Annotated in this window: 12 protein-coding genes; 6 read left to right on the top strand and 6 right to left on the bottom strand. The window is 60.5% G+C overall.

The window, feature by feature from the left end; genetic code table 11:
- Positions 1-275: 275 nt before the first annotated feature.
- Positions 276-1,985, bottom strand: coding sequence for an OPT/YSL family transporter (locus RR842_RS05035; protein ID WP_332729155.1), 1,710 nt, complete (start codon positions 1,983-1,985; stop codon positions 276-278).
- A gap of 277 nt (positions 1,986-2,262) precedes the next feature.
- Here RR842_RS05035 and RR842_RS05030 point away from each other — a divergent pair, with 277 nt between their 5' ends.
- From RR842_RS05030 to RR842_RS05015, 4 genes are all read left to right on the top strand, one after another.
- Positions 2,263-3,495 (top strand): twin-arginine translocation signal domain-containing protein, encoded by a 1,233-nt coding sequence (locus RR842_RS05030; protein WP_332517638.1) that lies wholly within the window; start codon positions 2,263-2,265, stop codon positions 3,493-3,495.
- Between the two features lie 199 nt (positions 3,496-3,694).
- Positions 3,695-4,510, top strand: a complete 816-nt coding sequence (locus RR842_RS05025; protein ID WP_332512173.1) for a type III pantothenate kinase — start codon at positions 3,695-3,697, stop codon at positions 4,508-4,510.
- 188 nt (positions 4,511-4,698) lie between these two features.
- A complete protein-coding gene (gene murB, locus RR842_RS05020; protein WP_332522177.1) occupies positions 4,699-5,592 on the top strand; it encodes a UDP-N-acetylmuramate dehydrogenase in 894 nt (297 codons plus the stop codon).
- 113 nt (positions 5,593-5,705) lie between these two features.
- Positions 5,706-6,314, top strand: a complete 609-nt coding sequence (locus RR842_RS05015) for a TetR family transcriptional regulator (RefSeq protein ID WP_332512174.1) — start codon at positions 5,706-5,708, stop codon at positions 6,312-6,314.
- A 42-nt stretch (positions 6,315-6,356) separates the two neighbouring features.
- On the opposite strand, the gene RR842_RS05010 is transcribed toward RR842_RS05015, so the two are convergent.
- The 4 genes from RR842_RS05010 to RR842_RS04995 form a co-directional block, all read right to left on the bottom strand.
- Entirely contained in the window at positions 6,357-8,264 is a 1,908-nt protein-coding gene (locus tag RR842_RS05010) for a heavy metal translocating P-type ATPase (RefSeq protein WP_332554257.1), read from the bottom strand.
- A gap of 56 nt (positions 8,265-8,320) precedes the next feature.
- Positions 8,321-8,539, bottom strand: coding sequence for a cation transporter (locus tag RR842_RS05005; protein WP_332729154.1), 219 nt, complete (start codon positions 8,537-8,539; stop codon positions 8,321-8,323).
- A 159-nt stretch (positions 8,540-8,698) separates the two neighbouring features.
- Complete coding sequence (locus tag RR842_RS05000) at positions 8,699-9,094, bottom strand: metalloregulator ArsR/SmtB family transcription factor (protein ID WP_332554258.1); 396 nt, start codon at positions 9,092-9,094, stop codon at positions 8,699-8,701.
- 251 nt (positions 9,095-9,345) lie between these two features.
- The gene (locus tag RR842_RS04995; protein WP_332512179.1) at positions 9,346-9,906 is read right to left on the bottom strand and encodes a DUF308 domain-containing protein; all 561 of its coding nucleotides are present in this window, start codon (positions 9,904-9,906) and stop codon (positions 9,346-9,348) included.
- A 233-nt stretch (positions 9,907-10,139) separates the two neighbouring features.
- On the opposite strand from RR842_RS04995, the gene RR842_RS04990 reads away from it, so the two are divergent.
- Together RR842_RS04990 and RR842_RS04985 are read left to right on the top strand one after the other, a co-directional pair.
- Positions 10,140-10,490 carry a metal-sensing transcriptional repressor gene (locus RR842_RS04990; RefSeq protein ID WP_332512181.1) on the top strand — a complete coding sequence of 117 codons (351 nt, stop codon included), beginning with the start codon at positions 10,140-10,142 and terminating at the stop codon, positions 10,488-10,490.
- A gap of 13 nt (positions 10,491-10,503) precedes the next feature.
- Positions 10,504-13,158 (top strand): heavy metal translocating P-type ATPase, encoded by a 2,655-nt coding sequence (locus RR842_RS04985; RefSeq protein WP_332729153.1) that lies wholly within the window; start codon positions 10,504-10,506, stop codon positions 13,156-13,158.
- 2 nt (positions 13,159-13,160) lie between these two features.
- On the opposite strand, the gene RR842_RS04980 is transcribed toward RR842_RS04985, so the two are convergent.
- A complete protein-coding gene (locus RR842_RS04980; protein ID WP_332512186.1) occupies positions 13,161-14,288 on the bottom strand; it encodes an aminotransferase class I/II-fold pyridoxal phosphate-dependent enzyme in 1,128 nt (375 codons plus the stop codon).
- Positions 14,289-14,417: the final 129 nt, after the last annotated feature.

Raw genomic sequence — 14,417 nt, 5'->3', positions numbered from 1 at the left:
CTATGCGGGCAGCAGAATGGTGGAGCGTTGAAGGGTTGTTCGGAGGCGTTCGGGACGAGGTGGCTTCGAATCGGCAAAAACCGTTAAGCAGGGGGACAAGCGTTGTCCTCTTTGATCGATTACTACGACTGGGCTCTCAAAAAACTCAAGAAGCATGTGAAAACCCACCAAGAGGCCGTTGCCGGAGAGTAAAGCGAGGGCAAGGTGGCAGGAGGTGTTTAGCTTCTCTCGCCACCTTGCCCTCGTAGGATGCCTGACGCTTTCGGAGCCTGCTGCTAGGCGCCCATTCCCATGAACACGGCGGCGAACGCCACCAGCACGCCGATGATCGACTCGCCCCCCAGCACGCCGCTCGATACGACCAGGCCGGTCTCTGTCTGCGCCTTCTCCTTTGCTGCCGCTTCCTCGGGCGAGAGTTTAGCGCGGCGGCGCTTGCATACGAGGTCGTAGACCACCTTCACCATAGCGCCTAGGAATGCGGAGAAGGACAGGTAGAAGGGCAGGTAGATTCCCAATCCCAGCATCATGGAGGGGAAGCCGAGCAAGTACAGGCCAAGTCCGGCTGCCAGACCGATGGCGAACGCCGGAACCGAGGGGATGCCCGATACCATCGTAGCCACGACCGATGCCTGCGCCGCTACGAAAGAACCTTGCGGGCCGAACGACTCAGGTCCGTAAGCGCCCACCAGCACGGCCATGACGGCTACGGCCACCACCGCTCCCAGCACAGCGCCGATGGCTTGCCCGACCCACTGGGCTTTGGGGGACGTGCCGATGACATGTCCGGCGTGGAAGTCGTTCATCACGTCGCCCGCCAGCCCGCACGCCACCGCCACGATGCCCGCGACAAAGAACAGTTGCACCTGCGGCACGTTGGATACCGCTGCCACCGCCAACAGCACGATCAGGCCGAATATCTCCATGGGATCGATGCCCGTTTGGCCCACACTTTGCGCGCTCATAGCGGTGGCCACCCAGGTCAGCGCCACGACGATGAGCGCGGGGATAGGTCCTAGCTGCAAGCCGAAGCAGATCAGCAGTGCCACGGCTGCCACGCCGCAGGCGGCAAGGCCTGCACTGATGCGCATCCGACGGCGAGCGCCGCCTGAGGCGGGGAGGTCGTCGGTGCCGGCGGCTGCTCCCAGCGTAATCGAGCCTTTGGTGTCCTTCAGCATCTTGATGGCTTTCGGCAGGATGTTCTTGAAGATGACGCCCAGGCCGGCACCCATCATCACGCCCATGCCGAGGCTGGACACGATGCCTTGCGCGCTGGCGATGTCCCAGAAGCCCGCCGCAGACCCTCCGACGATGATGCCGAAGTTCGCGAACAGCGCCCCGCCGAACCATACGACGACGGCACCTGTGCCCACGAGGAAGCCCACGGCCAGTAGCATGGGCGAGTTATAGATGCCGAACGCCACGCCGGGAATGGACACGTTGCCCAGCAACATGGCGGGGATCACGCCGAAGAAGTCGCGCAGCGCGGTGTAGAGGCCGGCAAGCCCCATTGAGCCGAACAGCTTGAGCCCTACCTTGCCGCCTGCGTTGCCTGCGATGAGGGTTTGAGCCGCCGCTTCTCCGATGGGATATTCCAAGTCGGCATCCTCGATGAAATGCCGGCGCAGAGCAGCCGTGCAGATGAGCCCGAGGATAACGCCCGAGAGCGCTACCGCCAGCATCTCAAACCAGCCCACCTGGTCGGCGAAGCCGAGCATCCAGATGCCGGGGATGGTAAAGGCCAAACCGCCTGCCACCATAGCGCCGGCCGACATGACCGTGTGCGTGACGTTTGCCTCGTTGAGGCTGGCCTTGCCGTGTCCCAGTGCTTTCAGGAAGAAGAGCGAGATGATGGCCGCGAATACGATGGGCCAGGGAAGCGCTCCCATTTTCAGGGCCGTGTACACCGATGCCGCGGTGATGATGATGCAGCCGACGCAGCCTATGAGTATGCCGCGCAACGTAAGCTGCCCTTTGACAGAGTCCATGCTGTGCTCCTTTGGTATATCCGCTTCCCCTCGTTTCGGGAAGTCGGGTTACTGAACGGACGGGTACAGTATAATCGGGTCTGAGACAAAGCGGTATCGTTAAATTCGCGGTATTGGGTAAATTCGTATGCAGAAATCTGCGCATTAGAAGTCAAGGTGTCACAGTAAAAGCAGCATACGGAGAACGCCGCCAAAAGCGGCTCTTTTGATCGATGGGAAATAAGAAGGAATATGCTTGCGCCACGCTAAACCTTTGCCAATAAACGAGAGGAAACGAATGTCTGACCCTATTCCTGAAAATGATCGTCCTGAAGAAACGCGCGTATCTCGGCGTTCGTTCGTCAAAATGGGCGCGGTCGGGGTGGCCGTGGGTGCAGCATCCTTGGCGTTTGGTTGCAGCCCGGCAGCGGACGGGTCGAACGCTATGGGTAAGCCTGATAAGGAGTCTCTTAAGGGCGATTGCTCGTCGGTTCCTGTCGATAACGCGGGCAACGAGGTGAAAGAAGCATCGAGTGTGGCAGATGCGACCAATGTGGCGGTCGACATCGAAAAACCCAATGTCGAATTAACCTACGATATTGTGGATAGTCATTTGCATTACACCGATTTTCTCGAAAGGACCGATGGATTTCCGAGCCTGGTGAAAGCTATGGATGCTGCCGGTGTATCTCAATCGGTAATCTTTGGCATGGGCATTGTAAAGCAGTGGGACGAATCGCTCGACAAGGCCCCTCAATACTATCTCAGCAACGACAGCCGCTGCTACTATTATTCAGCCACCGACTTTATTGTCGCTGAAGATCTTCTGGCCCAGCCAGAAGCAACCCGCAAACGTTTCTTTCCGTTTGCCTGCGGCATCAATGGCAATGATCGGTTTTCTGCAGATCACCTCCGTCGGCTGCTCAAGCTCTATCCGAATTTTTGGTGCGGCATTGGCGAGCTGATGAGCAGGCACGACGACCTGACCGCACTTACCTATGGCGAGCCACCCCATATTGATCACCCCGCATTCTTGGAAATATTTGATCTTGCGGCACAAGAAAGCCTGCCCGTGTTAGTCCACCACAACATAACAGCGCAAAACTCAGAAGAGATACTGTACTTATCTGAGCTTGAGGAAGCTCTCGCGCATAACCGTGACTGCAAGATTATCTGGGCCCATGTGGGCATTTCTCGACGTGTGGAGATTCAGAATCTTCCCCGTATCGCCGACGATCTTCTCGCAAACAACGAAAACCTATGGATTGATATTTCTTGGGTGGTATATGATTATTACTTTCTTGATAAATTTCCCAATCAATACCACGACGGCAACACGCTCGACGATTGGGTTGCCCTTATCGAGAAATATCCCGACCGTTTTATGTTGGGGACCGATAAAGTGGGTCATTGGGCGACCTACCCTGCTGAGACGGTAAAGTACTATCCCTTGCTTGATAAGCTATCACCCGTTGCGGCTCGTAAACTTTGTCGCGACAACATTTTAGCGGTGATCAAGACCTACGAATAAACTCTCTTCCTTAGCGGAGTGGACGGCGGTGCGGTTTTTGCTTGGGGTGCCTGCGTCCCTTGCGTCAGGGAGCCGGGGTTGCCAAGTGTGCGGGTACCCTATAATCAGGGCACAAGTAGATCGGTGTTGAATAGGGAGCGATTGCTCGCGCTGGAGGCCTCGGCTTGAATTGCGCGGCAGCGGAAGGCTGGGTGGCATCATGGGCATTGGCGCGATGGTGGGCGTGCTGGCAGTAGACGTGGGCAATACGGTAACGCGGTTGGGATTGTTCGCTAGCGGAGAGCTTCGCGCTACCTGGGACGCCACGACTCCTGCGATCATGACGTCTGACGAGGCGCGTTTGGTGGTGGCGAACTTCTTGGACGCGATGCGTCGCGAGGCCTCTCGTTCAGATGGCCAGGAAGTGCCGGCACCTGCGGATGCTATCCTGTCGTGCGTCGTCCCCGATCTCACCGACCTTTGGGCTGCGGCGCTGCAGGCTGAGTGCGGGCGCCGCCCTTTGGTGGTGGGTCCGGGCCTGAAGACCGGTATCAAGATGCGCTATCGGGACCCCGCCGAGGTGGGTTCCGATCGCGTGGCCGATCTTGCAGCGGCGCGCGTTGACTACGAGGCGCCGCTTATTGTGGTAGACCTGGGTACCACGACGAACTTTGAAGTGATCGATGCCGAGGGGACCTTCCAAGGTGGCATCATCGCACCGGGACTGGCGCTCGGTGCGAAGTCGCTCGCCCAAGCTGCTGCACGTCTGCCCGTGATCGAGCTGAAAGCCCCCGCCTCCGTCATAGGCACGTCGACCCGCGAGGCCATGCAGGCGGGCATCGTCATGGGCGAAGTGGCGCGTATCGACGGCCTTATCGACATGGTGGCGGCCGAGCTGGGGTGCGAAGCCGGCATCGTCATCACCGGTGCGAATGCGACAGCCTTGGCGGCGCTGTTGCGCCATGAGGCGTGTGCCGACGATACGCTTACTTTGCGGGGCCTGGGCCGTCTTTACGACATGAACCGTCGGAAGTAATCATATCCTGCGGTGTTTCCGCCCTCCCCGAAAGACGTTGCGCCGTCCTGGGGTGGCTCGACCTTCTGAGCCAAGAAAAGGGGGAGGGCAGGCGGGTATTGCGATACCAGGAAGAACTTTCAGGCGTGAGGGAACCTACGTTGAGACGGGCCAAGGAGGCGGCAGTGGACAAGGAAACCCAAGCAAAGATGCTGGAATCGCTCATCGGGCGGGAGAGCGTGCGGGTGGATGAGCCTTTAGCGGCCTACACCACGTTTCTTATCGGCGGTCCGGCCGACTTCCTGGTTTCCCCGCGCACCGAAGAGCAAGTATGCTCGGTCGTGGCGTGGTGTCGCGAAGCCGACGTCCCCTTCCGTGTGATGGGGTTGGGAAGCGATGTGCTGGTATCCGACAGGGGCGTGAGAGGCGTGGTGCTGCGCCTCGCTGAGAACTTTGCGGCAATGTCTTTCGAAGGCGAGGTCGTACAGGTGCAGGCGGGCTGCTCGAACGAAGAGGTCGCACGGGCTGCGTGCTTGGCCGGACTTAGCGGCTACGAGTTTGCCTGCGGCATTCCCGGTACGGTAGGAGGGGCTGCCATCATGAACGCAGGTGCCTATGGCGGCGAGTTCAAAGACGTGGCAGAGGCAGTGCGCTGTTTGACTTCGGCCGGCGAGGTGGTGGATGTACCGGCGGCTGAAGCTGCGTGGTCGTATCGCCACAGCATGATGGACGAGGTGGGCTCTATCGTGCTGGGCGCCACCTTGCGCCTGGTGCCGGGTGAATGCGGGGCTATACAGGCGCGCATGGATGATCTTGCGCAGCGCCGCAGCGAGAAGCAGCCGCTTGAGATGCCCAGCGCCGGCAGCACGTTCAAACGCCCCGAAGGCTGCTTCGTCGGCCAACTGGTGCAGGAAGCGGGGCTGCGCGGATACCGCGTGGGCGGTGCCCAGGTGTCCGAGAAGCACACGGGCTTCGTCGTGAACGCGGGAGGGGCTACGGCTGATGATGTTCGCCGTCTTGTCGCCGTCGTGCAGGAACGAGTGCTGGCGCATGCCGGCGTGCTGCTGGAACCCGAGGTGCGTATGTGGGGCTTCGAGGATTAGGGGGATGAGGGTTCCACGTCCAGCTGGGTGCTATGGACAAATGTACATAATTTGTGACACAATGCAGCAAGAAAAGGCATGAGGCGCGAAACGGCTTGAAGGAAGAGGCTTGTATGGCTGATGAGCAGAAGGCAGACCTGCCTGCTCGCAAGCACCGTGATCCTGCGCATCGCAGGCAGGTTATCGTCGAGGCCGCCGCAGAGCTGCTTTTGCAGGAAGGCATCAGGGGTTTCACGCATCGCAAGGTAGCCGTACGCGCCGGCGTGCCGCTCGGATCGACCACGCAGTATTTTGCCAATATCGACGAGCTGCGCGAAGCGGGGATGCGCTGCGTTGCAGAGGGTGCTGACAGGGCCCTGCGCGAAACGGCGACGATCTTGAAAAGGGACGGCGCTACGCCTGAGGCGGTTGCTCGGTTCTTGCACCAGTACACGAGCGATGCGTCGCTGATGCGCACCGATGCGCTGTTCTATGCGGCTGCAGCCTACGACGATCAGCTTCGCGTGCTCGTGACCCAATGGAACGAGGGTCTGGTCGGGATGTTTAAGGAATTCATGGACGAAGAGGCGGCGCAGGCGGTCGCGTTGTTCATGGACGGGGTATGCGGGCAGGCTTGCTATTCGCAGAAGCCGGTCGATTTGGGTTTCCTCACCCGAACGATCGCTGCGATCATGAACTGCGGGAACGTCTCTGACGAGCACGGAGGCCGCACGGCGGTGTGAAGGGACGCATGAAGGAGCTGTCCGGCGGGGGTCACCTGCTCCTTACTTCCGCACGTTCATGGCGCGCATGGCGTTTAGGATGGCGATGACGGACACGCCTACGTCGGCGAACACGGCAAGCCACATGTTGGCGATGCCGAAGGCAGCCAAGATCAGCACCAGGAACTTCACGCCGAGAGCGAATACGATGTTCTGCCCCACGATAGCCAGTGTCTTGCGGGCAACACCCACCGCGCGGGCGATATTCGAGGGCTTGTCGTCCATGAGCACGATGTCGGCAGCCTCGATGGCTGCATCCGAGCCCATGGCACCCATGGCGATGCCGATGTCAGCGCGGGTGAGCACTGGTGCGTCGTTGATGCCGTCGCCTACGAAAGCCAGCTTGCCCTTACCGCCTGTGGCGGCATGCGTCTCTGACAGCAGACGTTCCACTTCGGCCACCTTGTCCTGGGGCAGCAGTTGGGCGTGGAACTCGTCGATGCCGAGCTCTTTGGCGACGGCGGCGGCTACGTCGGCTCGGTCGCCGGTGAGCATGACCGTCTTCTTCACGCCGGCGGCATGTAGGTTGGCGATGGCGCGGGCTGCGTCGGGCTTGATGACGTCGGCAATGACGATATGTCCGCTATACTCGCCGTCAAGCGATACATGCAGGATCGTGCCGGTAAGCTCGCATTCGCAACAGTCGATACCGGCCGTGCCCATGAGCTTGTCGTTGCCGACCAGCACCACGTGCTCGTCGACCTTTGCCTGCACGCCGTGCCCGCTCTGCTCCTCCACCTCGCCCAAGCGCTGGCGGTCGATCGGGCCGCTGTAGGCGCGCCGCACCGAAAGCGCGATAGGATGGTCGGAGTAGGCTTCGGCATGTGCCGCAAGAGATAGCAGGCGGTCGGGGTCGATGCCGGACGAGGGGTGTACGGCCACGACATTGAACGAGCCGTCGGTGAGCGTGCCGGTCTTGTCGAACACGACGGTTTCGGCCTGGGCGAGTGCCTCCAGGTAGTTGCTGCCTTTCACCAGGATACCCAAGCGCGAGGCACCGCCGATGCCGCCGAAGAACGACAGGGGCACCGAGATGACCAGGGCGCAGGGGCACGACACTACCAAGAACACCAAACCGCGCTGAATCCAGTCCGACCAGTCTTGGCCGAAGATGAGCGGCGGGATCACGGCCAGCAATGCGGCGATGACTACGACGATGGGGGTGTAGTAGCGTGCGAAGCGGGTAATGAAGTTCTCGGTGCGGGCTTTCTTCTCGCTGGCGTTCTCAACCAGCTCGAGGATGCGCGAAACCGTAGACTCGCCGAAAGGCTTTGTCACCTGTACGGTGATCAGGCCTGTCATGTTTACGCATCCGGAGATGATCTCGTCGCCTTCGCGCACCTCGCGCGGTACGGATTCGCCGGTGAGCGCCGCCGTGTCCAGCTGGCTTGCTCCTTCGACCAGCACGCCGTCCAAAGGAACGCGTTCGCCCGGTTTTACGACGATCTTGTCGCCGATGGCGATCTCGGCCGGGTCGACCTGTACAAGGTCGCCGTTGCGCAGCACGTTGGCGAAGTCGGGCGCAATGTCCATCATTGCGGCGATGGACTTGCGCGACTTGCCCACGGCGTAGCTTTGGAACAATTCGCCCACCTGGTAGAACAACATGACGGCCGCACCTTCAGTAAAGTGCTGTTCGGCTTGGGGGAACAAGACGAGCGCGAAGGCGCCGAGGGTGGCCACGCTCATGAGGAAGTTCTCGTCGAACACCTTGCCGCGCGTGATATTGCGCCCGGCACGCAGCAGCACATCGTAGCCGACGACCAGGTAGGGAACGAGGTAGAGGAAAAATTCGAGGTAGATCGACTGTTGCTCGCCGACCCAATCCGCTACGGGTAGCAGGCTCACGCCGATAAGGAGCGCAAGGCCTGCGACAATGCGCACGAGCATGCGCTTTTGCTTTTTGGTCATGGTTCGGTTTCCTTTGTATGGTTGCGCGGCATAGTGCCGCGTTTGCGGTTGTGTGTCTAGTGCACGATGACCATGTCGGGCTCGATCTTCTTGCAGACGCGCACCACTTCGTCCAAGATGGCGTCAAAGCGGGCGTCGTCGGCATCAAGCGCCAGCTTCTGCGTCATGAAGCTGACCGTAGCATCGTTCACGCCGTCGATCTTTTTGATGCTGTGTTCCATCTTGGCGGCGCAGTTGGCGCAGTCGAGGTCTTCGAGTTTGAACGTCTTGCGCATGGTAGATTCCTTTCTTGGCGGTTGAGCCTGGTACCGCTGCCATAGGTGGGTTGTACGGCGCTCGCCAGGATGGTCGTGCTTTGCCGGTATGCTAGGGCCGGCTTTCCCCTTGCTCTTCGTTCCGGCGACTTCCCCAAACGGGGAGGCTGTGACGTGCTGCTACTCGCAGATGTGCGACATGCCCTGGGCGATCATGGTATGCACGTGGTCGTCCGACAGCGAGTAGATGACGTTCTTGCCGTCGCGCTGAAACTTCACCAGACGCGCCTGCTTCAACGTGCGCAGCTGGTGGGATACGGCGCTTTGCGTTGCGCCGATGAGTTCGGCGATGTCGGCGACGCACCGCTGTTGGCCCATGAGGGCGTACAGTATCTTGATGCGCGTCGTGTCGCCGAATACCTTGAACAGGTCGGCCAAGTCGTAGAGCAGCTCTTCGTCAGGCATGCACTCGGGCATTCCGTCCGCTCCTGCGTGGTTCGCGCATCCGCATCCGCAGCCCCCATCGTGCGAGCTGGCCTCGCGGGAAACGGAGTTTGCAACCTTTTCTTTTTCCACGGCATCCATATTAACCCCTTAACATATGTTCATCTGTTCATAAGTATAAGGGCGAGCATTATTCTGTCAAGAGGATCCGTGCATGAATTTTTCACTCGTGCTCGAAGGAGCAGAGAGGATGTTTCTTCGAGCAGGGAAGAAGGGGGTGTCTGGCAGCCTCGGCAGGACGGCTCTTGTAGCAAGGAGTGCTAGGGGATGGCTGTTTGGCTTGCTACGTCTGGCGACAGGGCGGGCTAAACAGCAAGTCCTTGCTACGCCTCGGCCTCGATCTTCAGTTTGCCGTGTTCGCGATACAGGGTAAAAGGATAGGTGATCAGCTGGATGCCCAGCAACAGAAGATGATGCTCGATGTTGGCAGAGGGATTCAAGATGAGCAGGACCGCGAGTACGAGCTCGAAGATGCATACTGCAAGCGAGACGGCGAAGGGCTCATGGCTCTTGATGTCAGCGAAGATGCCGTCGAACTCCTGGGCAGCTTTCACCAATCCCAGCAGACCCCAGACGATGCCGATGAACAACGTGTTGTCCGGGCCGTGCGCAATGACGACTAAGCCGAGGATCAGCATCACGATTGCAGACCCCAACGTGCTGCGGCCTTCATCCACACTGCGCCCGCGTATGGCGGCGACAATGCTGCTAACGGCGGTAAGCACCATAGGCAGGCCGAGCAGCAAGGGAAGCGCCTCCTCCACATAGGAGGGGAAGACGAGGCAGCCCACGCCCGCGAGGGGTAGCAGCAGCATTGCCGCGAGGGCGATCTTGGAGCTGAGCTTGCTTTCCTTGATGTCTTTAAGGGAATGGACGGTGGCCATGGACGATGCTCTCCTTGTTGGCGAGGCGAATACCGGGAAACGAAGGGTTTATTATAACAATGGTTGAAGGGCCTGTTTCACTCTGTTTAGAAACCGCAAATTTTACCTGACGCTTCTGAAACTGCACTTGAAAATACCTCATAGGGGTATATACTTCATTCGTCATATACGGGAATAAGGTATATTCTAATACCCCTATAAGGTATAAAGACCAGAACAGGAAAGGGTATGTTATGGCACCTGTTTACCAAAGCGCTACGCTGACGGTGGGAGAGGCGCGCAAGAAGGACGAGCTTGAGGAGCGCTACAAGGACCTTCCGCGCAGCTCTACCTTGCAGGAAGATCTCCAAAAGCGCCTCAACCGGGCTATCGGGCAGTTGAACGGCGTGAAGGCCATGATCGACGACAACCGTTATTGCGGCGATGTGCTCACGCAGCTTGCGGCGGCGGAGAGCGCGGTGCGCAGCGTGTCGGCTTTGGTGCTGCAAAACCACTTGGAAACGTGCGTGAGCGACCAGATCATGCAAGGCGAAAAGGGCTCGATCGAGGAAGTTATGAAGCTAATAAAGCGGTTCAGCCGCTAGGAGGGATCTATTCATGAAGCAGACGTTCGACGTGACAGGGATGACGTGCTCGGCCTGCTCCGCGCGCGTCGAGAAAACGACGCGGGAGGTGCCGGGTGTGGCGCAGGTGGCGGTGAACCTGCTGAAGAACAGCATGGAGGTGGACTATGACGGCGATCCTGCGACGTTGGCCGCTGTGAGCGCCGCCGTGGACAAGGCGGGATACGGCGCCGTACCGCGTGTTGGACACGAAGCGGGGGGTGCGGAATCGGGCGGCAGCGCCGTGCGGTTGCCCCTCAATGCGGCCCAGTCCGAGGCACGTGCGGTGAAGAAACGCCTGGTCGTGTCGCTCGTGTTCACGGTGCCGTTGTTCTACCTGTCTATGGGCCACATGTTCGGCTGGCCGCTGCCGGGGTTCTTCCTGGGCGAGCAGAACGTCATGTCCTTTGCGCTCACCCAGTTCTTGCTGCTGGTTCCGGTGCTGTTCGTGAACTTCAAGTTCTTCCGCGTCGGATTCAAGGCGCTTGCGCATCGCGCTCCGAACATGGATTCCCTCATAGCGTTGGGAGCGGCTGCTGCAACGGTGTACGGCATCTATGCGCTCTACCGCATCGCCTATGCGCTTGGCGCGGGGGATATGCACTCAGTGCACGCGGCGGCCATGGACTTGTACTTCGAATCGGCGGCGATGATCCTCACCCTCATCACGTTGGGCAAGTTTTTCGAGGCGCGGGCGAAGGGCCGCACGACCGATGCCATTGCAAGCCTTATGGATTTGGCGCCGAAGACGGCTATGCGTATCGCTGCGGATGGCAGCGAGGAGCAGATTGTGGCCGACGCTGTGCGGGCGGGCGACGTCCTTGCCGTGCGTGCGGGCGAGGGCGTGCCGGTGGACGGTGTGATCGTGGAAGGCTCGGGATCGGTGGATGAAAGCGCCATCACGGGCGAATCGGTGCCGGCAGACAAGGTGCCCGGCGACACGGTGACGGGTGCGACGGTGAACCGTACGGGATACTTCACCATGCGTGCCACGCGCGTGGGCGCCGACACGACGCTTGCCAGCATCATCCGTCTGGTCGACGACGCAACCAGTTCGAAGGCTCCCATCGAAAAGATCGCCGATAAGATCAGCGGTGTGTTCGTGCCTATCGTCATCGCCATCGCACTGGTTACGTTCGCGGTGTGGATGTTTATCGGAGGCACGCTGGAGACGGCTCTGGCCCACGCTATCGCCGTGTTGGTTATCTCGTGTCCCTGTGCACTGGGCCTGGCAACTCCTACGGCTATCATGGTGGGTACGGGGCGCGGGGCAAAAAGCGGCATCCTGATCAAGTCGGCCGATGCCCTCGAGGCCGCGCACGACGTGCGGACGGTCGTGTTGGACAAGACCGGCACGGTTACGTCGGGCAAGCCGAGCGTCACCGACGTGATCGCGGCTCCCGGCACCTCTGTCGAGAGCCTGCTGGAGCTTGCGCTGTCGGTGGAGGGGCGCTCCGAGCACCCGCTGGCACGCGCCGTATGCGCTTACGCACGCGAGCAGGGCGCGTATCCCTTGATCGTCGAAAATTTCGAGCAGATACCCGGTGAGGGTATCGTAGCCGTCGTGGATGACCACCCTGCTTGTGCCGGCAACCTGCGTATGATGGAAGCCCGTGAAATCGCTGCGGGAGACCTTGCACCTGCGGCGCAGGCGTTTGCCGACGACGGTAAAACCCCGCTGTTCTTCGCGCGGGACAACCTGTTGTCCGGCATCATCGCGGTAGCGGACACGGTCAAGCCTACGAGTCGCAACGCGGTATCCGAACTGCGCGCTATGGGAATACGCACCGTCATGCTCACGGGCGACAACGAGCGCACGGCCGCCGCCATCCAGCGACAGGTGGGGGTGGACGAGGTTATCGCCGGGGTGCTGCCCGATGGCAAAGAGCGCGAAATACGCCGCCTGTCCCAAGGTGGGAAGACTGCCATGGTGGGTGACGGCATCAACGACGCGCCAGCCCTGGCCCGTGCCGACATCGGCATTGCCATTGGGGCGGGCACGGACGTGGCGATCGAGAGTGCGGATGTGGTGCTCATGAGAAGCGATCTCATGGACGTGCCTGCGGCTATCCAGTTGTCGCGCTCGACCATGCGCATCATCAAGCAAAATCTGTTCTGGGCCCTTGTGTACAACACGGCGTGCATCCCTGTGGCCGCCGGGGTGCTGGCAGGTATCGGCGTGTTCCTAAACCCCATGATTGCCGCGGCGGCCATGAGCCTGAGCTCGATCTTCGTGGTGAGCAATGCGCTGCGCCTGCGCGGCTGGAAAGCGGTCTTCAAAGCAGCCGATCAACCGATGCGGGCACGTTTTACCGCCCCAACCGGAATACCGGATGGCGCAGACAAAGAAGCTGCTGGCGTGGACGGCGTGTCTGAGCGTGCCGGAGGGGCTGGCGAACAATCGAAGGGCGTAGGTGCCCCCGGACGAAAGGAAACAGCAATGGAGAAGACCTTGCAGGTAGAAGGTATGATGTGTCAGCACTGCGTCGCGCGCGTCAAGAAGGCGCTCGAAGGCATGGAGGGCGTGGAGGAGGCCACTGTCGATCTCGACGCAAAGACGGCTACGGCCACGCTGTCCCACGAGGTGGCTGACGAGGCCTTGCGGGATGCGGTAGTGGAAGCAGGTTACGAAGTGACGGGCGTGAAGTAGACTTACTGCCCGACGATGATCTCGCGCAGGGCAGCGATAAGCTTCTCGTTGTCCTCGCGGGTGCGCACGGCTACGCAAAAATGCTTGCCGTTGGGAACTCCCGGAGTGCCCTCGAGCTTGCGGATGAGGAAGCCTGCCAGCTGCAGGCGCATAGCCAGCTCCTCGGTATTCGCCACGCCCAAGTTCAGGTCGGGCTTGCTCGAAAACGCGCACATGACGTAGTTCGCTTCGGCGGGGTAGATGTCGATACCCGGTACCAGGCTGAGCATGCATTGCAGCCAGGGGATCTCGGTATCGAGGAATTCGCGCGTGCGCTCGAGGTGCTCTCGCTCGGCCAAGGCGAGCTCTCCCAGCACTTCGGCGAACATCGGCACGCCCGAGCTGTCGTAGAAGCGGGCGATCTGCGCGATGGTGTCGGGGTGCGCCACGCAGTAGCTCAAGGGGATGCCCGGCATAGCGTACGGATCGCAGAGCGACCTGACCACGACCAGGTTGCGATGCTCCTTCACCAGCGGCACCATGCTCTCGCCGCCCAGTGTCAGGTCGATGGATCGTTCGTCGACGACGACCCACGTGCAGGTTTCCAAATAGGCGGCAAGTGTCGGCAGCGGCAGCAGGCGGCTGGTGGGGTAGCCGGGATTTGCCAACACTGCCGCATCGAAAGCGATGTGGTGGCGTGCTGCGGCGGCAGGATCGGGAACAACGAACCCGGCAGGGCTCGTTATCTCCACGACGCGATGCCCGGCATTGCCGGCTGCAAGTGCGTATTCCACCGGTCCCGGAACCGATACGCCCACCGTGCAGGGTTGGTAGGTCTGCGCAACGGCACGCACCATATCCCCCACAGTGGTGCCAGCCAGAAAGGACTCGACGGGCAGTCCGTGCTGACGTGCCAGCACGCTGCGCAGCGTGTGGGCCTCGCGATCGGGGGAGTAGTTCAATTCTCCAGCCGTGAGCGCTGCTTCCATGGCGCGGATGAACGAGGGAGGAGTGCCCAGCGGATTGGCTGTTCCCGAGAAGTCTATCCAGTTCATCTCGGTGCGCAGCTCGTAGGGCGGAGAGAGGAGCTGCTCGGGCAATGCGGTAACCGTGGCGCGTACGCCGAGGTGCAGGTCGCATCCGTCTGCCATCGTGGTCTCTCCTTCCCGTCCCGTTGGGGCACGTTTGTAAACGCAAGTGCAGCAAGGAATCTGGAGAGCGTTTCAAGGGGTGGCAGATTCAAGCGCGGTCGCGGCAAGTATGTCAATCGCCTTGCCAGC

Origin of the sequence: Gordonibacter sp. (assembly GCF_036667095.1) — a bacterium.
Classification (GTDB): domain Bacteria; phylum Actinomycetota; class Coriobacteriia; order Coriobacteriales; family Eggerthellaceae; genus Gordonibacter.
This window is presented reverse-complemented; position numbering and strand designations above follow the sequence as displayed.